Below are 22,329 nucleotides of genomic sequence, written 5' to 3' on the forward strand. Positions count from 1 at the left end.
CCTGAGCATGACCAGGGGTTGCCCAGGGCAACGCCAGGGTTGCGCCTGGGCAAATCCTGAGCAGACGGCAGGTACCGTCGACAGGTATGGGGACGCAGGCGCTGGAGCGGGTGGGGCTGGGTGGGGAGAACGAGAACCGGCGATCGGGGACGGGGCCGGTCGTCTGGCGGGTGGTACGCGAAGCAGTCCTGCTGGCGACCTTGTTTCTCGTCTACAGCGCCGGACGCCAGATCGCGGCCAAACACACCGGCTCCGCGTTCGACCATGCGCACGACGTACTCGCCATCCAGAGCTGGCTGCACCTGCCGAACGAGGCCTCGATCCAGCACGCGGCGCTGAAGCTTCCGGACCTGGTCGAGGGCGCGAATCTGTACTACGCGTCGGTGCATGCCCCACTGACGGCCGTCGTACTGCTCTGGCTGAGCATCTGGCGGCCGAAGGCGTATTCGCACGTTCGCTGGACGATCGTGGCACTGACCGGCCTGGCGCTGGTCGGTCACATCGTGTTCCCGCTGGCACCGCCGCGGATGATGCCCGGGTTCGTCGACACCGGGCTGGCGTTCGGTCAGTCCGTGTACGGCGTGGAGCGGTCCGGCGGGATGGCGAACCAGTTCGCCGCGATGCCGAGCCTGCATGTCGGGTGGGCCGCGCTGATCGCGCTCTCGATGATCCTGATCACCCGGACGAAGTGGCGCTGGCTCTGGCTGGCGCACCCGATCATCACGTTCGCGGTGGTCGTGGTGACCGCGAACCACTACTGGATGGACGGCATCGTCGTACTGCTCCTGCTCGCGGCCACGCTGCCGCTGCTGCTCCGCCCCGGCCTGCACGACGACATGCCTCGGACCCGTAATTCGGTTTCCCCGCGCCGGGTGCTCAAGTAACGTAGCTGGGCTTCCCCACCCCTTTGCCGGAGGTTCCGCATGCCCCCCGATTCGTCCGACACCCTCCAGGCCGAGAAGGACTATCTGAAGAGCTCGCGCGCCGCGCTCGCGGTGATGCGGGAGAAGACCGGCGCACTGGAGATCCACAGCGCGGACCGGGTCAACGAGGAGTTCCTGAAGGCCGCGATCTGGCGGCGGATGAAGGAACTGGAGGACGACCCGGAGGTGCCGCTGTTCTTCGGCCGGCTGGACTACCTGGAGCCGACCGACGAGACGTTCCACATCGGCCGCCGGCATGTGAACGACGAGCTCGGCGAGCCGCTGGTGGTGGACTGGCGAGCGGACATCTCGGTGCCGTTCTACCGGGCCAGCAAGACCGAGCCGATGGGGGTCGGCATCCGGCGGCGGTTCGGCTTCACGCACGGGGAGATGACCGCGTTCGAGGACGAGGATCTGACCTCCTCGGCGGCCGCCGAGCAGCACAGCAACATCCTGGACGCGGAGATCGAGCGTCCACGCTCCGGCCCGATGCGCGACATCGTGGCCACGATCCAGCCGGAGCAGGACGTGATCGTCCGCGCCGGCGTCGACGACACCATCTGCGTGCAGGGAGCGCCCGGGACCGGGAAGACCGCGGTCGGGCTGCACCGGGCGGCGTACCTGCTCTATGCGTACCGCGACCAGCTCAGCCGGTCCGGTGTGCTCGTGGTCGGACCGAACGCGAGCTTCCTGCGGTACATCGGCGACGTACTGCCCGCGCTGGGCGAGATCGAGGCGAAGCAGACCACTGTCGAGGAGCTGGTCGGACGGGTGCGCGTGGCCGGGCCGGGTCCCGCGGCGGTCGACGTACTCAAGGGCGATGTGCGGATGGCCGAGGTGCTGCACCGGGCGGTGTGGTCGCAGGTGCAGCTGCCGAAGGAGGCGCTGGTCGTGCCGCGGGGCGCACACCGCTGGCGGGTGGTGACGTACCAGGCGGAGGAACTGGTCAACGAGCTCCGGACGCGCGGAGTCCGGTACGGCGCCGGGCGGGCGATGCTGCCACAGCGGCTGGCCCACGCCGTGCTCCTGCGGATGGAGGCGGCGGGCGACTCCCCGGACGACCGGGTGCAGGACGCGGTCGCGCGCAGCCGTCCGGTCAAGCAGTACGCCGAGGCACTCTGGCCGGCTGTGGACCCGGCGAAGCTGCTCTTCCGCCTCTTCACCGACCCGGCTCTGCTGGCCGAGCACGCCGACGGCATCCTGACCCAGGAAGAGCAGGAGCTGCTGCTCTGGGAGAAAGCGCCCCGCTCAGCCGGTGCGGCGAAGTGGTCGGTCGCGGACGCCACTCTGATCGACGAGGTCGCCGATCTGGTCGACCGGACGCCCTCACTCGGCCACGTGGTGCTGGACGAGGCGCAGGACCTGTCGGCGATGCAACTGCGCGCCGTCGGGCGCCGCTGCTCGACCGGCTCGATGACAGTCCTCGGAGACATCGCGCAGGGCACCACTCCGTGGGCCACACCGTCTTGGGACGAGGCACTGAAGCACCTGGGCAAGTCCGGCGCCCACACCGAGGAGCTGACCGCCGGCTTCCGCGTCCCCGGTCAGGTGATCGAGTACGCCGCCCGCCTCCTCCCGTCGATCGCTCCGCACCTCACACCGCCGACCGCCGTACGACGTGCGCGCGGTGAGCTCACCATCACGCGAGTGCCGGACAGCCTCGCCGCAGCCATGGACACCGTCGGCGAAGTGTCGACCCGGCTCGGCTCGATCGGTCTGATCGTTCCGGACGCCCTGGTGCCGGCCACCCGCAAGGCCCTGCTGGCCTTGCAGATCCCGTTCTCCGTGCTCGGCGACGAGGACGATGTCGACGCGCACCTCGACGTCGTACCCGCGTCGCTGGCCAAGGGTCTCGAGTTCGACCACGTCGTACTGGTCGAGCCGGCCGGCATCGTCGCAGGTGAGGCCGACGAGCGCACCGGTCTGCGCCGCCTCTACGTCTGCCTCACCCGTGCGGTCACGTCGCTGGCCGTACTGCACAGCCAGGACATACCGCCGGTGCTAGAAACCGCGGGAGCCGCCTGAGCGTCGCGACGAACGTCGCGAGGACCCGCCACCGCTGGAGCGCGTGCGGGACGACCAGGAGCTGCGCCGACGACGACTACTGGAACCGCTGGACCAGCCGTCGCTGTCGGAAGAGCCCGAGGACGCCGACCAGCTGCTGACCGAGCTCCCGACATCGGAGCTCCATCGACCCAGGCGTGCACCGGGCCGGCGAGAGTGCCAGCGAGCCCGCATCCGGTCCCTCGTCCGGCGAGCGTCGTCGTCGGGGAACCACCACTGGCGCTCGTCGCCCTGCGACCAGTAGCCGTCGATGTACGCCGACATCTTCTCGCCGACCATCCAGTACGGCCGCAGGTTGCCACTCCACTGCTCGACCATCCGGACCTGCGGCTCCTCCCCGGCCACGGCCCGCTCCTTGCAAGCCGCACAGACCTGGACCTCGCGGACCGCTCCGCGCTCCGGTTGCCACTCGACGGACGCCGTACTCGGACCGTGTCGCGGGTCGAAGAAGCAAGGCGGCGTCGGCTCCGGGATCGGCTCGCCTGCGCGCGCCGCGTCCAGACAAACCAGTCCGTACCGCGCAGAGCCCAGCAGCGTCGTCACCGCTTGGACATCGTCATCACCCTCGGCGGCGTCCAGCCGGTGCCGCGCCTTCTCGACCGCGTCGAGCACGTCCTTGGACAGCTTGGACTGCTGCGCGTCGGACGTGGTCGGCAGGTCGGACACCTGCTGCGACAGAGCGATGATCTCCTCGTTCAGCAGCGGCTTGGTGAGCTCCAGGTGCTCCTTCTCGTCTTTGCGGCGAGCCCGGCGAGCCCCAAGTGCCGACAGACCCCACCAGAGCCCGGCCAGTCCGGCAGCTCCACCGGCGTACGGCGCAGCGTCGATGTAGAACGGCTTGTCGACCTGCTGAGCCCGCTCGATGAACTTGGCCAGCATGTCCTCGTAGTCCGGCGCGCAGCAGTCGACGGCCTGGTTCACCGCGTCTTCCACGTGGTACGTCGGCCCACGGTCAGCCCGCTGTACGGCGTGGAACCCGCGGCCGTCGGACTCCGACGACGCGTCCACCAGGACGGCGTACACACCCTCCACACCGACGCGGTCGTACAGCTGGTCCGCGATCTCCTCGCCCTCCCAGGCCAGGTTCACGGAGAAGCCGCTGTCCGAGGTGTTGATCTTCTCCGCCGGGATGACTGCGATCCGGATCGGTGCCACTGCGCTCTTGGCCGCTGCGTCGAGCTGCGAGACCTCGGCCGGCGACAGCTCTGTCACCTCCGGGTCGACCCAGATGCCGACGTCGCCGAGGTGACCGGCCACGGTGCTCATGTAGGCGTCGGGGTCCTCGGCCGCGTGCGCCGGCAGTGCGGGCAGGACCGAGGCCGCGACCAGCGCGAACGCTCCCAGCAGACGTTTCATCGTTCTCCTCCCGAGAGGCGGTTCCGGCAGGCGGCGCAGACCGGGACCTCACGGGACCGGCCACCGGGTGGCTTGTACATCCAGTCCGTCACGGAGATCCCGTGACCGGGGTCGAAGAAGCAGAGCGCTCGCCAGGGCGGCGCGATCTTCCCCGCGATCCGCGCCTGTGCACAGGCCAGCCGCCAGCGGCCGTACCCGACCGTGGCACGCACCCCGCGCAACTGTTCGTCGTCGGGCTTGCCGTCGACGACGCGGCCGGCGGCGGCGTACGCATCCATCGCAGCCTGCACGTCCGCCGTGGTCGCGGTCCCGTCTCCATGGCCATCCAGACGCACGTCCGCCGCATCCAGTTCCTCACCGAAGCGCGTGACGTCCTCGCGGGCCAGCCGTCTGCGCTCCTCCACCGTGTCCGCCTCGTCCGGCAGGACGTCGTACGACGGGCGGTAGAGCGCAGGGCCCTCGTCCTTGCCCGGCCGGGACCTCCACCAGCGCAGCGCGAAGGCACCGGCGATCAGTACGACGAGGACGATCACCAACGGCCAGAGCCAACCAGGCGGACCACTCGGCGCCTTGGGTGCGCCGAGCTGGTCCAGCACTCCGTTGAGCGTGCCGACCGGATCGGACCGGCTGTGCTTACCCAGCTCGTCGGTCAGGATGCTCGCGATCGGGGTGTCGACGCCGACCGCACTCCCCCAGGTGATCAGCCCGCCGAACACGATCACGTAGATCCCGTCCGCGGACTGTTTGTCGACCACGGAGTCCAGGAAGGCCTGCGCCGAGTCCTGCTTGTCCCGCCGGCCGTCGTTCAGCGCCTCCGCCGGGAGTACGGCGATCCGGATCGCCGGGCTCTGGTCCTTGATTCGCTCGGCCAGCTTCGCGGCCTCGTCGTCCGGGACCAGTGCGCGCTGCGACGAATCGACGTACACGGGTGACGTCCGCCAGCCTTCGACGACCGCCGCGGGGTCACTGGAGCCCGACACTGTGGACGTGAGCAGCAGGAGGGCGGCCAGAAAACGCATGGCCGCTATCCTGCTCTATCCCGGGTGCGAACCGTCAGTCGGTCGTAGTGACAGTGACGCAGTCCTCTTCGGGCTCCAGATGCTCGATCTCCTCCAGCTCCGGATCACGGCGCAGGGTGAACACCAGACCGAGCACGATCAGCGTCAGTACGGCGGACATCGGCGGCAGGAAGCGCAGACCGGCCATGTCGATGACCAGACCGCCGACCACTGCGGCCAGTGCGGCACCCAGGTAGATCGCCGAGGCGTTCAGCGAGATCAGCAGACCGCCACCGAGCTCCAGCAACAGGTTCTGGATGGGCGGGTTGAAGGCCCAGGTGAACAGACCCAGTACGAACAGCGCCGCTGCGGCGCCACCGATCGAGTTCGCGGTGAGGTCGAGCGTGGAGACGACGGCGATGATGCCGGTCAGCAGCACGATCAGCGTGCGGATGCTGCCGAACCGGTCTGTCGCCCGGCCACCGATCACGTTGCCCAGTACGCCGCCTACGCCGTACAGGAGGAGCAGGATGCTGGTGGCGTTGCCGGCCAGGCCCGCGGTCTCCTTCAGGAACGGGATGATGTAGATGTACACGCTCAGGGCCGCCAGCACGCCCAGGATGGTGATCGCCAGCACGGTCTGCACGCGCCGGTCCGTGACGCCGGCGAACCGCTCGCGGAGTCCGACCTGTGGTGGCGCATCGACCTTCGGGAGTGCGGCACGCTCGACGATGGCGACGAGTACGGCGACGGCTGTGATGAGGGCGAACACACCCTTGTAGCCGAGTGTCGGACCGAGCAGGCTGCCGGTCGGTACTCCGAGCACCAGCGCGAAGGTCAGGCCACCGAACACGATGGCGACGGCCCTGCCGCGCTCCTCCGGCGGCAGCAGACCCGTGGCGAACAGAGTGGCGGCCGGGGTGTAGATGGCGGCTCCGAACGCGGCCACCACCCGGCCGACGATCAGCACGGGGTAGTTGGTGGCGACGGCGGCGATCAGGTTGCCCAGCGCGGCCAGGACGAGCGCGGCGATGAGCAGAGTACGGCGCTCCCACCGGCCGGTCAGCGTGGACAGGATCGGCGCACCGACGGCGTACGCCAGGGAGAACGCAGTGGCGAGCTGGCCTGCGGCGGTCAGGGAGACATGGAGCTCGGAACTGACGTCGGGCAGCACACCGGACACGACGTACGCGCTGGTGCCGACCGCGAACGCGCCGGCGCCGAGCAGGTAGATCCGTGCGGACATCGAGGACCTTCCGGACGAGGGTTTCTTATTTCGACCGATATCGTACTACGAAGATCATCGAACTTCGATGGGCGTCGTATCATGGACACATGACGAGGAAGGCGCTCCCGCAGCCGGAGCGCGACGAGATCCGGGTCGAGTCGGTCCTGCAGGCCCTCGGCGAGCCAGTGCGCCTGCAGATCATCCGCGCCCTCGCGGACGCCCCCGAAGGCATCGCCTGCGGTGAGATCGAGCTCCCGGTCACTGCCTCCACCCGAGCCCACCACCTGCGCATCCTGCGCGAGGCCGGCGTCTTGTCCACCCACACCGAAGGCACCCGCCGCATCAGCACCCTCCGCCGAGAAGACCTCGAATCCCTCTACCCCGGCCTCCTCACCGGCATCCTCACCGCCCGCCACTAACCGTGGTGGGCCTGGGCGGGAAACGTGAGGTCTTGGTGGGGAGATCGAGCGTTTGCTGTCGAGGTGGGGCTGGCAGACTGGGGCGGTGGTGGAGCTTCGTGGGCGGTGGAACGAGCTGGCGCCCGGCTCGGCATCGTTGGCGGACGAGCTGGTCGGCAGGTACGTCGAGCGCACCCGCCGCGCCTACCGCGACCAGTACCTCGAGATCGTCCTGACCGCTCTCGACTCACTCATCCAGCTCTCCACTGACCCCACGTCCGTCCGACTGGCGGCCTGGTTCCACCGCGCCGTACACGAACCAGGCGGCACCCCAGCCGAGGACGCCGAGGCATCCGCCCGCTTGGCCGAGCACCTCCTCCCGCGGTACGGCGTACCGCCGATCCGCATCGCCGAAGTCGCCCGCCTGATCCGCCTCACCGGCGAGCTCGTCGCACCCCCGCCCGACTCCTACGCACCACCTCGCCGCGACGCGAACGGCGACGTACTGCTCGACGCCGTCAACGCAGTCCTCGCCTCCGACCCCAGCCGGTACGCCGTCCACACAGCAGAGGTACGCCGGGACGCCGGCGACCGGAAGGTAGCGCTGGAACGGCGGTACGACGAGGTCCGCCAGCTCCTCGACGGCCACCTCTACCGGACCCAACTGGCCAGGCAGCGCCTCGGCCCGGTGGCCCGCATCAACCTCGAGACAGAGCTGGCCGGACTCGACAGCGAGCTGCCCGCACCGTGGCGCGGCTGGCAACAAGCAGCACTCACCGCCATAGCTACCTTCACCGCGGTCGGAGCCGTCGTCGCTTCCATCGCCGCATCGGGCGCGTCCTGGCAAGTCCCAGCGACCGAGGACGAGGTCGGCTGGCCTCCCGTCGTACTGGCCGTGGTCGCGTTCTTCAGCGCACCAGTGCTGTTCCGTTGCGCCCGCAGCGCCAGCCAGCGCTCACGCCTCACCGCAGGCGCAGTCCTGGCGGCCGCCGTGACCGGACTGCTCGTCGCGTGGGCCCGAGTCCCCAGCATCAACCCAGCAGTCGGTGTCGGCCTCAGAGTGCCGCTGCTCATCTCCGCTCTGGTCTTGCTGCTCGTGGCCGGCACAGCAGCGCTGGTCGCCTCACTCCTCCGCACCCGGACAGCCCGCTTCCTGCCGCCCCGCAACCTCGGACAGCAGCTCGCCTGGCTCGCCGTGCCAGGGGTGATCGCACTCATCCTCTTGCTGATCATCCAGCCGCTGGCGCGCAACTATGTGATGACCTCCAACGAGCGAGTGGACGGTCCACGCGAGCCAGCCGGCAAGGCATCGCCCTCCACCCTGGACGGCGGTGTCGCCTGGGTCAGCAAGTCGCTGCCGGGATCCGGCGCGGAGGAGGCGATCGGCACTCGGTACGGCATCGCCATCCCACGACAGAGCGGTGTGGTCGAGATGCTGGACGCCGCCACCGGCGAATTGCGCTGGCGCTACAGCCGCTCCGACTCCGACGAGAAGCCCAACATCACCGCGACCGGCAACGGCGACTACGTGCTCGCCGAGTTCGCCGACATCGGCTACCTGCTTCTCGACGCCAACACCGGCCGCCGCAAGGCCACCTGGCCTGGCGGCACCCGCGACCACCTCATCCAGCAGTCCGAACCGCTGCTGACCGGCGAGCGCGTCGCCCGCGGCTCCGACAAGCTCCACGGTGTCGACCCGGACGGCCACCAGCGCTGGACGTTCGAACCGGGCAACTGCACCGACATCGGCGCGGTCGCGACCATGGACACCGTCGTCGCATTCCTCGGGCAAAGCTGTGGCAACGAGAGTGACGAGATGACCGGCTTCGATCTGAAGTCCGGCAAGGAGCTGTGGTCCAAGCCGTCGACCGACATGTACCGCCGTCCCGTTGTCGTCGCCGGACTGGTCGTGGTCGCCGAGCCCGCGGGGGACTCCGACGTACCCGAGGCCCTGACCGCCATCGACCCGCGCTCCGGCGAGATCAAGTGGCGCTGGCCGGTGCCACGGACCTGGGCGTGCCGGACGCTGCTCAACCCAGTCGGCCGGTACCTGGTCGTGGTGGACTGCCCCGGCCCGAGCACGCTGGAGAACCGCCGGACCGTCGTCACGGCTATCGACGCCAGCACCGGGGAGACCGCCTGGCAGAAGACCGCACCGGTCAGCCCGAGGGTGAAGGTCACCGTCACGGCGGACGCCCGAGTGATCTCCCTCGGCCGCGGCGTGGACGGCTGCCAGGCCAACGTGATCAGCCGACTCGGCTTCCGTCAGGTCCGCCTCCCGACCGGCATCTCCTGCAGCCGAGACGCCCGCGCCATCGGTAACCTCGTCCTCACCTCAGGCAGCAACACCGTCATCGCCCTGCGCTGAGTCAGAAGCGATAACGCAGTACGACGTTCTGCGGCTAGCGGGCGAGTTGGGCTTCCGCGGATGCCAGCAGCTCGACGACGCGGACGCCGAAGGCGACATCAATCGGGTGCGATTCCCCTGACTCCGCCGCTTGGACCAGCTCCTCGACCGCCACCTGGTACACCTCGACCGGTGCCGTGTACCCGTCTGGCATGAGCGCCGTACCGGACTCTCCCCAGACGCCGGTCTCGAAGCTGGAGCCGGACGGCGGGGCGGACAGCGTCAGGCTGGCGGTGCTCGTCGCGCCGGACTCGTGCGTCACGACCAGATGGACCAGCCCGCCCGCGCCGCCGACAGCGCTCAGCTCAACGATCGGCCCGAGCAGTGCACTCAAGTTGGACAGTGCGTGCGGCCCGACGTCCCAGAGCGCGCCTCGCTCCTCACGCCGCCATGGCGACTCGGCGTTCGGGTCCATCGCTGCCAGCATCCGGGCCCAACCGCCCTTCCACCCCTCCTGAGCCTGCACCTCCGCGAAGAACTGCCGCATGATCGGATCGAACCGGCCGGTGAAGAACACCAGCGTCGCGATCCCCTCGTCGGCGGCCTCGTCGGCCAGCGCGCGGGCATCGTCGAGCGAGTCGGCCACCGGCTTGTCTAGCAGCAGATGCTTGCCGATGGCAGCAGCCTCGAGCGCCATCGACGCCTGCACCTTCGGCGGTACGGCGAACGCGACCGCATCCACCGTCTCCAGTAACTCCGCGTAGTCGCCGTACGCCGGAACCTCCAGCTCGGCCGCGAACTCGGCCGTTTTCGCCGCGTCCCGGCCCCAGACGCCGGCCAGTTCGGCCCCGGACGCGGCTCGCAGCCCTGGTCCGTGCGCCAGCCGAGCCCAGGGACCGGTGCCGACAAGACCGAAGCGCATGGTGTCCTCCCGAGCCGGAAATGTGACTTGCACCGCAATTTCATCGATGGGATTCGATGCCTGACGCACCCATCGAAGCGGTCAGGTGACGAGCCGATATCGCTTTGGCCACGACCCTATCCGGGAACGCCGGATCGGTCGGCCGAGGCCTCCACCGAGTGCGAGACTCCGTAGCCATGGACCTGCGCGACCAGTGGAATCGCCTGCTGCCGCACGCGCAGCCGTTGGGCGACGATCTGCTGGCTCGTTACGCAGAGCAACACCGTCATTATCACGACCAGAGGCACCTGACCGAGGTGCTGCAGACCGTCGACGTACTGGCCGGCGCCGCGGATGACCCGGACACGGTCCGGCTCGCGGCGTGGTTCCACGACGCGATCTACGACCCGCAGGCCGACCCCGGCGAGAACGAGGAGGTCTCGGCCCAGCTGGCCGAGCTCGAACTGGCCGCGTACGGCGTCGACGCCGCGCGGGTCGAGGAGGTCGGCCGGCTGATCCGGCTCACCGCCAAACACGACTGCGAGCCGGACGACGCGAATGGAGCGGTCCTGTGCGACGCCGACCTGCGCATCCTGAGCATGTCGCAGCAGCGGTACGACGAGTACGCCGCGGGCATCCGGCAGGAGTACGGGCACATCGGCGAGCGGGACTTCGCGCGCGGCCGGATGTCGTTCCTGCAGAGCCTGGCCGAGACGCGCCTGTACGCGACCGACCGCGGCCACACCGATTGGGAGCAGGACGCCCGGGAGAACCTCCATCGGGAGGTCGAGTCGTTAGGCCCTAAGGCCGCCCGGCCGATCGGCGGGCTGATCCCGATCGTGTACTTCGGTGCTGCCCTCGGAGTCATCGTCGCCGCCTCGGTCCTGCTCGGCCGTGGCCTGGGCGCGGCCGCCAAGTGGCCGGTCGGTCCGGACGACACCACCGGCTTCCCGGTCTGGACACCGATCGCGGGTACTGCGCTCGCCGCCGGACTGTCGTGCGCATGGTTCCGGCGGACACAGCAGCGGCTCGTCACCGTCCCAGCTCTGGTCTTCGGAGTGATCGGGCTGATCGCGGTCGGCATCTGCTGGTGGCGATGGCCCGCCGCACAGCCTGGTGCGGCGATGTCGGAGCGCTGGCCGTACCTGATGCTCGCGTCCGCGGCTCTGGTGGTCGCCGGTGCGCTGCTGGCGTTGGCGAGACGTCTGCGGCTCGCACCGCCGTACGCACAAGCCCCACCGCGACTGCTCGGCATCGGTGCGATCGTCGTGTGTGGCGCAGTGCTGGCCTGGATCGTGGTGTCGGCGGGCGAGCCATTCGTGCAGGCCCGGCTGGAGACCGCCAACACGGTCAGCACGACGACTACGACCAAGCCCGACCAGATGCCGGTGCAGCTCGACGGGACCCTGGCGTGGAGCCGTGAGGTCCCGGCAGCCGGCGCCATCGCCGGTACGGCGGGCGGCATCGCGGAGCTGCGGCCGGACGGCGTGGTCATGTCAGACGCGACCACCGGCCAGATCCGGTGGCGGTACTCGCGGGCCGACGTCAACGACGCCGCCTCCAGTGGTTCCAAGGGGCTCCTGATCTCCGGCGACGGGCGGACCATCGCCGCGCACCTCCCGTACGCCGGCAACCGTGCACCGGCGGGCATCGACCTGCCGACGTACGCCGTACTCGATGCGGTGAGCGGAGAGGTGCTGACCGAGGTCCACACCGACGGTGTGGCGCTCGCGGTCGACGCGAACCAGCTGCTGGTGGCGGAGGGGAACTACGTCGTCGCCCACGGCGTGAGCGGTCCGACACATTGGCGCACCCAGTTGCGGTGCACCGTGACGCAGGGCGAGCTCATCGGCGACCTGGCGGTGGTCGTGGACGCGTGCGGTGGGAACGGTGCCGTCGTACGCGGACTGGATCTGAAGGACGGCGACCAGCGGTGGGAGGTCGACCTCGGTCTGCGGTTCGACCTGAGTGCCGAGCTGGACCCGACCACCTGGGTCGGCGACCTGGTCGCCGTACCGGACACGCGTGAGGTCTCCGGACTGATCTGGACCGGCGCGGCGGGCGGCACGCTCTTCCAGTGGTCCGTCGATGTCGGCGAGGGCCGCGTCATCTGGACGACCCCAGTGCCCGGTACGCCGCGGCCGCGGCTCGGGCCCGCCTCGTGCGACGCACAGCTCGCCGCTACCCATGCATCGCTGGTGCTGATCACCTGTCGGAACGCGACCGACCCCGGCCAGCCTCAGACGTACGACGTGTCCGCGGTGAGCCCGGCGGACGGCACACCGCAGTGGCATCACCTGCTGCAGGTGCCACCGAAGTTGCAGCAGCCGGAGTACCCGCTCGACGGCTTCGGACTCCTGCCGGACGGGCGTGTGGTCACGCTGATGCCGCAGCCGAACGGCAGCTGCTCCCCCGTCCTGATCGGCACCACCGGCGTCCAGCCCCGCCCGATCCTGGCCGGCCCGACGGCCACCTCGGTCGCCGCCTCCGAAGAAGTCACCTGCAACAAGCCGGCCGTGACCGTAGCCGGGGCCCGCCCCGCCTTCTCCGACGGCACCCGCCTCTTCGCCCTCAACTAGGCCGCCGGGAATTCTGTTGCCGGGGGCAGCGTTCCTACCTATCGTGACGCACATGTTCCCCGTGGTTCTCGAGCACAACCTGTCAGGCACCGGCCTGACGGGCGCTCCCACGTGGGCTGCGTCAGTCGATTCAGCAACCTTCACCGGCGCGCGAATCCGACCCTCCTCCTGCTGAGCAGGACCCGCGGAGGAGGGTGGACCGCTCACCGGCCCCCTCCCGTGCGGTGACAGCGCTGCGGAAGGCCTGCCGGAGGGTCCTGGCTCTTCGAATCTTCTGACCAGCAAAGGAAACTCATGGCCAAGAGCCAGTTCGTGCGGACCAAGCCGCACCTCAACATCGGAACGATGGGTCACGTCGACCACGGCAAGACCACTCTGACCGCCGCGATCACCAAGGTGCTCGCCGAGCGCGACCCGGCCGTCAACCGGTTCGTCGCGTTCGACGGCATCGACCGGGCGCCGGAGGAGGTCGCGCGCGGGATCACGATCAACATCTCGCACGTCGAGTACGAGACCGCGACCCGCCACTACGCGCACGTCGACATGCCCGGGCACGCCGACTACGTCAAGAACATGATCACCGGCGCCGCCCAGGTGGACGCCGCGATCCTGGTCGTTTCCGCGCAGGACGGCGCCATGCCGCAGACGCGTGAGCACGTGCTGCTCGCGCGCCGGGTGGGCGTGCCGTACCTGGTGGTCGCACTGAACAAGGCGGACACCGTCGACGACCCCGAGCTGCTCGACCTGGTCGAGCTGGAGGTCCGTGAACTCCTGTCGGAGTACGGCTTCCCGGGCGACGACGTACCGGTCGTGCGTGTGTCCGGACTGCGGGCGCTGGAAGGCGACCCGCGCTGGATCGCCGCGATCGGCGAACTGCTGGACGCGGTGGACACCTATGTCCCGGTGCCGGACCGCGAGCTGGGCGAGCCGTTCCTGATGCCGATCGAGAACGTCCTCACCATCAGCGGCCGCGGCACTGTGGTCACCGGTGCGGTCGAGCGCGGTTCGCTGAAGCTCGGCGACCAGGTCGAGGTGGTCGGTCTCGGTCCGACGGTCACCAGTACGGCGATCGGACTCGAGACGTTCGGCAAGTCGCTGGAGTCCGCGGACGCCGGCGACAACGCAGCGGTCCTCCTACGCGGTGTGAAGCGCGACGAGGTCCGTCGCGGCCAGGTAGTAGCCCTGCCGGGCAGCGTGACGCCGCACCGTAAGTTCCGTGCGACTCTGCACGCCCTGTCCACAGCCGAAGGCGGCCGCCACACCCCCTTCGCCGCGGACTACCGCCCGCAGTTCTACTTCCGCACCACCGACGTCTCCGGCGGCATCAACCTGGGCGAAATCACCCTGGTCATGCCAGGCGACACCATCGACCTGTCCGTTGAACTCGAGAAGCCCATAGCCATGACCCCCGGCCTAGGCTTCGCAGTCCGAGAAGGCGGCCACACCGTAGCCGCCGGCACAGTCACAGAACTACTCGACTAACGAACGGCCCCAACCGCCACCACGGTTGGGGCCGCTCTGCTGCGCGGCAAAGCGCTGGCGTGAGTCAGGGGCGTTTGCGGTGGCGGAGGCCGGCTTTGGTTAGGCGGTGGACCAGTTCTCGGCTGGAGACTGGGACTGCGCCTGCGGCGATCAGGGAGTCGTATTGGTCGCTGGGGACGTCGTAGTGGTCTCGGTCGAAGCCTCGTGCAGGGATGCCGGCGGCTTTGGCGAAGGCGTGGAGTTCTTCGTAGGACTCGTCGCTGACGAGGTGGGACCAGACGCGGTCCCAGGCCGGCCAGGCCGGGGGGTCGATGAGGATCATTCGCGCGGATCCCCGGAGTCCAGTCCGCCGGCATCGGGGGCGGATGGTGCGGGTGAGCCGGGATCAGCCTGTGGGTCTGGGGTGCGGGCGTCTCGGGCGTCCAGGAGGTTGCGCCAGGAGCGGACGAAGCCGGAGTTCACGTAGGCCTTGGTCCAGGAGCCGTCTTGGCGGACGGAGGAGCCGACGTGGAAGCGGCGTACGCCGGACTGGTGGAGCCACGGAACGTGCTCGGGGCGGAGAGAGCCGCCGGCCATCATCACGCTGGCGACGGCTGAATCTGCTGTGGCGAGTTTGCACAGGTCGTCGAGGCCGCGCGTGACACCGAGAGCTGATCCAGCCGTGAGTACACAGTCCAAACCCGGCAGCGATCGCAACGCACGCCACGCCAACGCTTGCTCCAGTACGGCGTCAATCGCGCGATGGAAGGTCCACGGCGTACCGGCGAACGTGCTCGCCAGCGCGGCGACGGACTCGACGTCCACCTGGTTGTCCGGGGTGAGGAACCCCAGCACGAAGCCGTCGGCGCCGGCCGCGAGGTAGGACTGTGCGGACGCGGTGAGGCGGTTGAGTTCGGCGCCGTTGGTGACGAAGGAGTCGGACAGGCGCAGCATCACCCGCAACGGGAGGTCGGTCGACCGCCGGATCGCGCTGACCGTCGACACCGACGGGGACAGGCCGTCGGCCTCCATCGACGCGCACAGTTCCAGCCGGTCCGCCCCACCCTCCTGCGCCGCCTCCGCATCCGCCGGATGCAGCGCAATCACCTCCAGCAAGGAACCCATACCCGCCATCATCCCGCACAGCCCGGCCCCTCCCCCATCAGTCCCACGTGCTAAGGACAGGAGGTAGTCGCGTCGGCCGCCCCGCGTTCACGCGGGCGCGAGCGCGGGGCGGCACCAAACTGGGCACTACCTCCTGTCCTTAGCGCGGAAGCGGCCCCAGAAATAGGTCTTGCACTCCCGCCAGGTCTTCTGTATCGTTTTTCTAGAACGATTTAGAAGAACGATACAGAAGACTGTCACCAGGCAGTCCACGACCGGGAGGCGGAGAGATGGCGGGAGTCACGCTCAAGACTGTGGCCAAGGCTGTTGGTGTGTCGCCGTCGACTGTGTCCAACGCTTACAACAAGCCGGATCAGCTGTCCGTCGCCCTGCGCGAGCGGATCCTGAACACGGCCCGCGAGCTGGGGTACTCGGGACCGGACGCATCCGCACGCGCTCTGCGCAGCGGCAAGGCCGGGGCGGTCGGGGTGCTCTTCACCGACAAGCTCGCCTACGCGTTCTCGGACCCGTACGCGGTCGGCTTCCTGGCCGGTCTGGCCGAGGTCGCCGAGGAGTTCAGCACCAGCCTGCTGCTGATGCCGCTCAGCTCGACCGACATCGCGGGTGGCAGCAACGCAGTGCAGCAGGCGGCCATCGACGCGGCAGCGATCTTCTGCGTGCCGAGCGGCAACCCGGCGCTGGACATCCTCGCGAACCGCGGCATCCCCGCCGTGTCCACGGACCGAGGCGACCACCCGGACCTGTCCTGGGTCGCGATCGACGAGGTGGAAGCGGCCGCCCAGCTGGGCGAGCACCTGGCTCGGCTCGGCCACCGGGACGTGGTCGTGCTGGTCGACAACGCCGAGGCGGCCGGCGGCAATCCGGTCGAGCTCAGCGTGGACCAGGTCGGCTACACCGACTGCGAGCTGCGGATCCAGGGCCTGCAGAAGGCGATGCCCGACGCCAGGCTGCGGATCATCTCCGGCGGCCACAACGCGTTCAGTTCCGGCCGCACGGGCGCCGAATGGGTGCTCGACTCGCAGGACCGGCCGACCGCGATCGTCGGACTGAGCGACGTCCAAGCGCTCGGCGCGCTGGAGGCGATGAGGGTACGCGGACTGATCCCGGGCCGGGACCTGACGCTGGCCGGATTCGACGACATCCCGGCGGCCGAGGCGGCTGGACTGACCACGGTCCACCAACCGATCAGGGAGAAAGGCCGTGCGGTCGGCAGGATCCTGCTGGACCCGACGGCCACCGAGCGACAGCTCCTGATGCCGACAGAGCTGATCGTCCGCGCCAGTAGCGGACCAGCCCCGAAGGCCTGACAACCACACATCACCACCCAGGACCCACGCGGGTTCCCGGGCCGATACCGCACGACTTCCGACGGCCGCCCGGCCGCCGGCCGACCCAACACGCTCTCAGGAAGGGAGCAGAACCATGACGTACTTCATCGCCGGCAACACCGCTGTCGAGAACGCTCGATCCCTGGCGCAGTCGGCACTTCCGAACGCTCCCCAGCAGCCGTACGACGAGCCGGTCGCACGCCACGGCATCGCGGTCCGGATCAGCCAAGTACTTCGGTCCGCCGCCCAACGCCAGCTCGGTCTCGCGGAGCGCCTCGACCCGACCCCGACGTGCCCGACCACCGGCTGACCCCGGACCTGCAGCACTCACCAAGCAGGCGCGCCGCGAGCGGTTCACGCTCATCGGCAGGCTCGCACGACCCGGAACTCCGGGTTGGTGAGTGCTGCAGGTCCGCCTCCACAAACCCCACGCCCGGCGCCGGGCGTGGGGTTTTGTCGGTGTGGTCTGGCACTCTGTAGGGCGATGAATGAGCCAGGGGTGTTGCTGACCGCCCGTGCCATGGTCCTGCACGACCTGGCCGTGCGGGGGTTCGACGACGCGGTGATGGTGTCGGTGCTCGAGGACGCCGTGGCCGGCCGTCAGTGGTGGCTGGACCAGTGGCCGGACGGCGCCGAGCACATTGCCGGCCTGGTCGCGCAGGATGTGCAGGACCGCCTGGTCGACTCCGGGGTGCGCTGGCCGCGGTGTACGGCGTGCGACGACCTGCACGATCACGAGCTCCGGATCGAGCCCGAGCTCGGCCCCGACCCGCACTGGGTCTGCGAGCGCGCCGGCATCTCGGTCGCGCCGCTCGGCCACCTCACCTGACCCCGCTCCGCCGAGCGCTGACGGCCCGAACCGTCGCTTGACCTCAAGAATGCTTGAGGTTTGACGATCAGGCCCATGACTTCACCCGATCACACCCAGAGTGGTACTCCAGGGATATACCTGATTGCACTACATGTAGACAGACTACTATTGTCTGTCTACATGAAGGCTCCCGTCTCTCTCCGCGTGGTCGCCGCCCTCCACGCTGTCGCGATCTGCCTGCAGCCCGTCCTGGCCGGCGCGTACCTCAACGGCGCCGGCCCCGCAATGCGGATGCACGAGCCGATCGGCCTCTCGCTCGCCGGCATCGGACTCCTCCAGTTGCTCATAGCAACGGCCTGGTGGCGTACCGGCGGCCGCTGGATCGCCCCGGTGGTGGCCCTGCTGATCCTGGCCGGCGAGGTGTTCCAGATCGCGATGGGCTACACCCGTCAACTGGCCGTCCACATCCCGCTCGGCGTCGCCCTGGTGGCCGGCACGATCGCGTTCGCCGTCTGGATCAACCGCAAGCCCGCGGAGGTGCCGGCATGACCACACTCGCCGTCGAGAAGCAGGTACGACGCCCGCACGCAAGCCTGTGGGCACTCCGGATCACGCTTCTGCTGCACGCCGCACTCGCGATCGCGCAGCCGATCTTCGCCGGTTACTTCCTGTCCGGCGACGTCGACGCGATCAACACGCACGCCGCGATCGGCGGGACGATCTGGATGGTGGCGATGATCCAGATCGTCGTCGCGATCCTCTACTGGCGCCCCGGCGGTGGGCGGTTCTGGCCGACCTGGTTCACGGTCCTGCTGTTCTTCGCCGAGTTCGCGCAGGCCATCTTCGGCTATCAGCAGAACTTCTCCTTCCACGTCCCACTCGGCACCGCCATCGTCATCAGCATCGTCTGGATGGCCGTCTGGTCGTTCCGCCCCACCGCACGCCTGAGCCGCCAGGAGGCCAAGAAATGAAGCTGTCCCGCCGTGGTTTCCTGGCCGTTGCCGGCGGCACCGGTGCGGCGCTGACGCTGACCAACTGCGGCCTCGAGGCGAGCCCTGGGCAAGCCGGCGAACTGCTCCGCAGCAAGGCACCGCTCCCCGAGCCGTTCAAGGTCCCGCTCCCGATCCCGCCGGTGAAGAAGCCGGTCCGCAGCGACGCCCGCGCCGACTACTACCGCGCCGTACAGAAGAAGGCGATGGTCGAGATCCTGCCCGGTCTCAAGACCGAGGTGATGGGGTACGACGGCCTCCTGCCCGGGCCGACGTTCGACGTACGGAGCGGCCGGAACACTGTGATCGAGCAGGTCAACGAGCTCGACGTCTCGACCGTCGTCCACCTCCACGGCGGTCATACCCCTGCCGCGAGTGACGGCTGGCCCCTCGACCTCCTGATGCCGGCCGGCGGTCAAGGGGAACACGAAGGCCACCACGCCATGACCGGCGGCGACATGAAGATGGGCAGCCGGACGTACACGTACCCGAACACGCAACGCGCCGCCATGCTCTGGTACCACGACCACACGATGGACTACACCGCTCCACAGGTGTACCGCGGCCTGTTCGGACTGCACATCGTCCGCGACGACGAAGAGGACCAACTGCCTTTGCCCACAGGCGATCGCGAGATCCCGCTGGTGATCGCGGACCGCGCGTTCGACGACAACGGCGGGTTCCTCTACCCCATCGCCAAGGACGGCGTCGGCGTCGAATCGCAGTACATGGAAGGTGTCATCGGTGACGTGACGCTGGTGAACGGCGCACCGTGGCCGGTGCACGAGGTGGACGCGGTCCGCTACCGGCTGCGCTTCCTCAACGCGAGCAACGCCCGCCGGTACGAGCTCGCCTTCGACAGGGGGCCGGCGAAGTTCGTCCAGATCGGCAGCGACGGTGGGCTGCTGGACAAGCCGGTCGAGCACAAGACTCTGGTGATCGCGCCCGCGGAACGCTTCGACGTGATCGTGGACTTCTCGCAGTACCAGCCGGGTGACGAGGTCACGCTGGTCAACAAGCTCGACGGCAGCGCGAACGTGATGCGGTTCAAGGTCGCCCGCAAGGCAACCGACGACAGTCGCATCCCGGACAAGCTCTCGTCGTACGCCGCGGTCCCCGAACCCACCGGCCTCACCCGACGGCAGTGGCGGTTCCGTCGCGGTGATGCGGGCGGGCACAAGGGATGGACGATCAACGGCAAGGCGTTCGACCCGAAGGTGATGCAGGCGCAGGTGAAGCTCGACCAGTACGAGGTGTGGTCGTTCGTCACCGACGTCCACCACCCGGTGCACGTCCATCTCGCGCCGTTCCAGGTAGTGCGGCGTGGCGGCGGCCACCCCGGCGCGTACGACGGCGGCTGGAAGGACACCGTCGACATCCGGCCCGCCGAGGTGGTCGACGTACTGGTCAAGTTCACCGCCCACAAGGGGAAGTACCTGATCCACTGCCACAACCTCGAGCACGAGGACATGGCGATGATGGCGGCCTTCGAGACGATCTAGGTACGCCGGAGCTCGCGCACCGCCAGCGCCACCAGCCACGCGGACCCGATCGTGACGGTGAGTCGCTGGAACAGGCCGGCGAGGTCGACGAATGCCGATGCCTGGCTGAAGCCGGCGCTGGCGAGGAAGAAGAAGACCAGGAAGGCCGTTGCGCTGAGCAACGAATAGATCATCCACCGAGGACCGTGGCCGCGAGACAGGACGACCTGGGCGGCGGCCAGCAGCAGGAAGGCGGGCAGTGAGAAGGCGTCATGCACGGCGCCCGAGGTGGTGTAGTCGGACGAAGCCGGCGTACCAAGGGGGAAGCCGCTGACCGGGTCAGTGGTGAAGAGGCCGGCTCCGATCAAACCGACGCCCCACAAGGCGATCAGTACGGCGCCCGCCCTCAAACCTGGCCGCCAGAGGCCCACGGCGAAGGCGATGGTGAGCAAGCCGACGACCAGGAAGTTCGCCACCTGGATCCAGCCGTGGGCGCCGAGCTCGAGCGAGCTCACTGGATGACGGAGAGCGTCGTACCCGGATCCCTTGAGGGCGCCCTGGAGCAGGAAGGCGAGCACGAAGAGCGGTCCGGCCACCACCCCGCACCACAGGAGGCGATCCCGAGCGGCCGGGGGTCTGGTCATCAGTGTTCGCCTGCAGCGAGAGCGTCGGCGGCGCGGGTGCGGAGGGCGGCGCGATCGACGCCGGCGGCTTGGAGCGCGCGGGCGACCCGGCCGCGTTCGGTGTCGAGGATGCCGACCAGGATGCGCAGAGGGCCGAGGCGACCGGCGCCCAGCTTCGGGGACGCGTCCATGGCGCGCTTGAGCAGCAGCCGGGTCGAGTCACCGATGTGGGGGTTGCGACTCCCATCCGGCGTTGCCTCGGGCAACAAACCGATCCGGACCGCGATGCCGGCGACCGCCAGGCTCTGCTCCCACTCACGATCCAGGGCGGCCCGGATCGCCTCCTCGGTCAGACCGGCCTCGGCCAGCATCCGGGCCGCGGACGTGGTCCGGGTCGCGGCCAATGCGAGCAGCACATGCTCTGCCTCGATCGACCGGGAACCGTCCCGCCGCGCCACTGTGCGGGCTTCGCGCACCAGCAGCGCGCGTACGTCTTTCGCATCCGACGCCATCATCGCCTCCTCAGGGCGACGCCCGCGGCGACCAGCCGCCGGGCGTGTTTCTTGTGCACGGCCTGCCGGGTGACCCCCAGCACCTCGGCCACATCGGACCAGCTCCAGCCGGCCCGCATCGCCTGCTCCACCTGGCTGTCCTCCAGCCGGTCGGCCAGCCGGCGCAACGCGACCACCGCGGCCAGACCCGCCGCGGGGTCCTTGGGATCCACCAACTCGGTCATATAAGCAACTTAGGTTGACACGATCGACTTGTCAACCAAAGTTGCTAAAACCCGGACCTTGACGCCCGCGCAGCTCATCTCTATATTCAACATATCGGTTGATCAAGGGAACGGTTGATAAAGATGTCAGTTGACGACGCGCAGCTCGACCGGGCGTTCACCGCCCTCGGTGACCCGGTCCGGCGAGCGATGATCGCGCGACTGTCCCGCGGCCCGGCCACCGTGAACGAACTGGCCGAACCGTTCCCGATCACCAAGCAGGCGGTGTCGCGCCACATCCAGGTGCTCGAGACCGCCGGGCTGATCACCCGGACCCGGGACGGCCAGCGCCGCCCGTGTCACCTGGTGCCGGCCGCCCTCGAAGCACTGACGAGCTGGATCGACGAGTACCGGCTCGAGACCGAACGCCGCTTCCGCCGGATGGACGCCTTGCTCCAGACAGTGCAAGAGCAGGAGCAGTGAAGGAATGAAAGCACAAGAGAAGTGATGAGAGACAGTGAAGGAGCAGGAGAGATGAGCACCACGATCAACACCCCCGCAGGGACCCCGTTCGTCGAGGTCACCCGCGAGTTCGACGCCACCCCGGCACAGCTGTTCACGATCAGCACCGACCCGGACCTGGTCGCCCAGTGGCTGGGCCCGCGCAACCTCGAGATGACCGTCGAGAAGTACGACGTACGCCCCGGCGGCAGCTACCGCTACATCCACCGCGACGACAACGGTGAGTACGCCTTCCGCGGTGTCTTCCACACCGTCGAGCAGGACAGGCTGGTCATCCAGACCTTCGAGTGGGAAGGCGCTCCCGGCGAGGTCTGCCTGGAGAAGATGACCTTGGAGCCGACCGAGACCGGCGTACGGCTGCACCAGCGGTCGGTGTTCCCGTCGGTGGAGGCCCGCGACCAGTCGATCGAGTACGGCATGGAGGCAGGCATCCGCGACTCGATGGACCGGCTGGCCGAGCTGCTCGCGAAGGGGGCCTGA

At 69.0% G+C, this 22,329-nt stretch carries 23 protein-coding genes; 14 read left to right on the forward strand and 9 right to left on the reverse strand.

The genetic code is table 11. The features are described 5' to 3' along the window. Nucleotides 1-86 precede the first annotated feature (86 nt). Together E0H75_RS39545 and E0H75_RS39550 are read left to right on the forward strand one after the other, a co-directional pair. The gene (locus tag E0H75_RS39545; RefSeq protein WP_131518866.1) at nt 87-884 is read left to right on the forward strand and encodes a phosphatase PAP2 family protein; all 798 of its coding nucleotides are present in this window, start codon (nt 87-89) and stop codon (nt 882-884) included. Nucleotides 885-923: 39 nt separating this feature from the next. Beyond that, the gene (locus tag E0H75_RS39550; protein WP_131518867.1) at nt 924-2,948 is read left to right on the forward strand and encodes a HelD family protein; all 2,025 of its coding nucleotides are present in this window, start codon (nt 924-926) and stop codon (nt 2,946-2,948) included. Here E0H75_RS39550 and E0H75_RS39555 read toward each other — a convergent pair. From E0H75_RS39555 to E0H75_RS39565, 3 genes are read right to left on the reverse strand one after another with little or no spacing between them, the layout of a single operon-like run. After that, nucleotides 2,925-4,343, reverse strand: coding sequence for a hypothetical protein (locus tag E0H75_RS39555; protein ID WP_131518868.1), 1,419 nt, complete (start codon nt 4,341-4,343; stop codon nt 2,925-2,927). The two genes, E0H75_RS39550 and E0H75_RS39555, sit on opposite strands and share 24 nt — an antisense overlap. Beyond that, nucleotides 4,340-5,362 carry a hypothetical protein gene (locus E0H75_RS39560; RefSeq protein ID WP_131518869.1) on the reverse strand — a complete coding sequence of 341 codons (1,023 nt, stop codon included), beginning with the start codon at nt 5,360-5,362 and terminating at the stop codon, nt 4,340-4,342. The genes E0H75_RS39555 and E0H75_RS39560 overlap by 4 nt, the downstream gene beginning before the upstream one ends. Nucleotides 5,363-5,396: 34 nt before the next feature. Further along, nucleotides 5,397-6,587, reverse strand: a complete 1,191-nt coding sequence (locus E0H75_RS39565) for an MFS transporter (RefSeq protein WP_131518870.1) — start codon at nt 6,585-6,587, stop codon at nt 5,397-5,399. Nucleotides 6,588-6,676: 89 nt separating this feature from the next. On the opposite strand from E0H75_RS39565, the gene E0H75_RS39570 reads away from it, so the two are divergent. Then, a complete protein-coding gene (locus tag E0H75_RS39570) occupies nt 6,677-6,988 on the forward strand; it encodes an ArsR/SmtB family transcription factor (protein ID WP_131518871.1) in 312 nt (103 codons plus the stop codon). An 85-nt stretch (nt 6,989-7,073) separates the two neighbouring features. Beyond that, complete coding sequence (locus E0H75_RS39575; protein ID WP_238163544.1) at nt 7,074-9,335, forward strand: outer membrane protein assembly factor BamB family protein; 2,262 nt, start codon at nt 7,074-7,076, stop codon at nt 9,333-9,335. 34 nt (nt 9,336-9,369) lie between these two features. Here E0H75_RS39575 and E0H75_RS39580 read toward each other — a convergent pair whose 3' ends face one another. After that, nucleotides 9,370-10,236 (reverse strand): Gfo/Idh/MocA family protein, encoded by an 867-nt coding sequence (locus E0H75_RS39580; protein ID WP_131518873.1) that lies wholly within the window; start codon nt 10,234-10,236, stop codon nt 9,370-9,372. A 176-nt stretch (nt 10,237-10,412) separates the two neighbouring features. On the opposite strand from E0H75_RS39580, the gene E0H75_RS39585 reads away from it, so the two are divergent. Further along, complete coding sequence (locus E0H75_RS39585; protein ID WP_131518874.1) at nt 10,413-12,794, forward strand: PQQ-binding-like beta-propeller repeat protein; 2,382 nt, start codon at nt 10,413-10,415, stop codon at nt 12,792-12,794. Between the two features lie 294 nt (nt 12,795-13,088). Next, nucleotides 13,089-14,276: an elongation factor Tu gene (gene tuf, locus E0H75_RS39590; protein WP_131518875.1), complete on the forward strand. Its 1,188-nt coding sequence runs from the start codon at nt 13,089-13,091 to the stop codon at nt 14,274-14,276. A gap of 64 nt (nt 14,277-14,340) precedes the next feature. Here tuf and E0H75_RS39595 read toward each other — a convergent pair whose 3' ends face one another. Together E0H75_RS39595 and E0H75_RS39600 are read right to left on the reverse strand one after the other, a co-directional pair. Further along, nucleotides 14,341-14,598, reverse strand: a complete 258-nt coding sequence (locus tag E0H75_RS39595; protein WP_131518876.1) for a DUF4031 domain-containing protein — start codon at nt 14,596-14,598, stop codon at nt 14,341-14,343. Then, complete coding sequence (locus tag E0H75_RS39600; protein WP_131518877.1) at nt 14,595-15,380, reverse strand: copper homeostasis protein CutC; 786 nt, start codon at nt 15,378-15,380, stop codon at nt 14,595-14,597. Before E0H75_RS39600 ends, E0H75_RS39595 begins: the two co-directional genes overlap by 4 nt. A 269-nt stretch (nt 15,381-15,649) precedes the next feature. On the opposite strand from E0H75_RS39600, the gene E0H75_RS39605 reads away from it, so the two are divergent. The 6 genes from E0H75_RS39605 to E0H75_RS39630 all read left to right on the forward strand — a co-directional run bounded on the left by E0H75_RS39605 (nt 15,650) and on the right by E0H75_RS39630 (nt 20,010). Further along, entirely contained in the window at nt 15,650-16,687 is a 1,038-nt protein-coding gene (locus tag E0H75_RS39605) for a LacI family DNA-binding transcriptional regulator (protein WP_131518878.1), read from the forward strand. A gap of 115 nt (nt 16,688-16,802) precedes the next feature. Next, nucleotides 16,803-17,018, forward strand: coding sequence for a hypothetical protein (locus tag E0H75_RS39610; protein ID WP_131518879.1), 216 nt, complete (start codon nt 16,803-16,805; stop codon nt 17,016-17,018). Nucleotides 17,019-17,192: 174 nt separating this feature from the next. Next, nucleotides 17,193-17,537: a hypothetical protein gene (locus E0H75_RS39615; RefSeq protein ID WP_131518880.1), complete on the forward strand. Its 345-nt coding sequence runs from the start codon at nt 17,193-17,195 to the stop codon at nt 17,535-17,537. A gap of 162 nt (nt 17,538-17,699) precedes the next feature. After that, complete coding sequence (locus E0H75_RS39620; protein ID WP_131518881.1) at nt 17,700-18,068, forward strand: hypothetical protein; 369 nt, start codon at nt 17,700-17,702, stop codon at nt 18,066-18,068. Further along, nucleotides 18,065-18,490, forward strand: coding sequence for a hypothetical protein (locus E0H75_RS39625; protein WP_131518882.1), 426 nt, complete (start codon nt 18,065-18,067; stop codon nt 18,488-18,490). The genes E0H75_RS39620 and E0H75_RS39625 overlap by 4 nt, the downstream gene beginning before the upstream one ends. Next, nucleotides 18,487-20,010, forward strand: coding sequence for a multicopper oxidase domain-containing protein (locus E0H75_RS39630; RefSeq protein WP_131518883.1), 1,524 nt, complete (start codon nt 18,487-18,489; stop codon nt 20,008-20,010). The genes E0H75_RS39625 and E0H75_RS39630 overlap by 4 nt, the downstream gene beginning before the upstream one ends. Here the strand turns inward: E0H75_RS39630 and E0H75_RS39635 are convergent. The 3 genes from E0H75_RS39635 to E0H75_RS39645 are packed head-to-tail and all read right to left on the reverse strand — an operon-like array spanning nt 20,007 to nt 21,348. Further along, nucleotides 20,007-20,633 carry a DUF998 domain-containing protein gene (locus E0H75_RS39635; RefSeq protein ID WP_131518884.1) on the reverse strand — a complete coding sequence of 209 codons (627 nt, stop codon included), beginning with the start codon at nt 20,631-20,633 and terminating at the stop codon, nt 20,007-20,009. The two genes, E0H75_RS39630 and E0H75_RS39635, sit on opposite strands and share 4 nt — an antisense overlap. Beyond that, nucleotides 20,633-21,124, reverse strand: a complete 492-nt coding sequence (locus E0H75_RS39640; RefSeq protein ID WP_165554385.1) for a Clp protease N-terminal domain-containing protein — start codon at nt 21,122-21,124, stop codon at nt 20,633-20,635. The genes E0H75_RS39635 and E0H75_RS39640 overlap by 1 nt, the downstream gene beginning before the upstream one ends. Then, the gene (locus E0H75_RS39645) at nt 21,124-21,348 is read right to left on the reverse strand and encodes a hypothetical protein (RefSeq protein ID WP_131518886.1); all 225 of its coding nucleotides are present in this window, start codon (nt 21,346-21,348) and stop codon (nt 21,124-21,126) included. Before E0H75_RS39645 ends, E0H75_RS39640 begins: the two co-directional genes overlap by 1 nt. A gap of 123 nt (nt 21,349-21,471) precedes the next feature. Between E0H75_RS39645 and E0H75_RS39650 the strand changes: the two genes are divergently transcribed. Next, complete coding sequence (locus E0H75_RS39650; protein ID WP_131360726.1) at nt 21,472-21,810, forward strand: ArsR/SmtB family transcription factor; 339 nt, start codon at nt 21,472-21,474, stop codon at nt 21,808-21,810. A gap of 51 nt (nt 21,811-21,861) precedes the next feature. Then, nucleotides 21,862-22,329, forward strand: coding sequence for an SRPBCC family protein (locus E0H75_RS39655; protein ID WP_131518887.1), 468 nt, complete (start codon nt 21,862-21,864; stop codon nt 22,327-22,329).

Source organism: Kribbella capetownensis, from assembly GCF_004331485.1.
Classification (GTDB): Bacteria; Actinomycetota; Actinomycetes; order Propionibacteriales; family Kribbellaceae; genus Kribbella; species Kribbella capetownensis.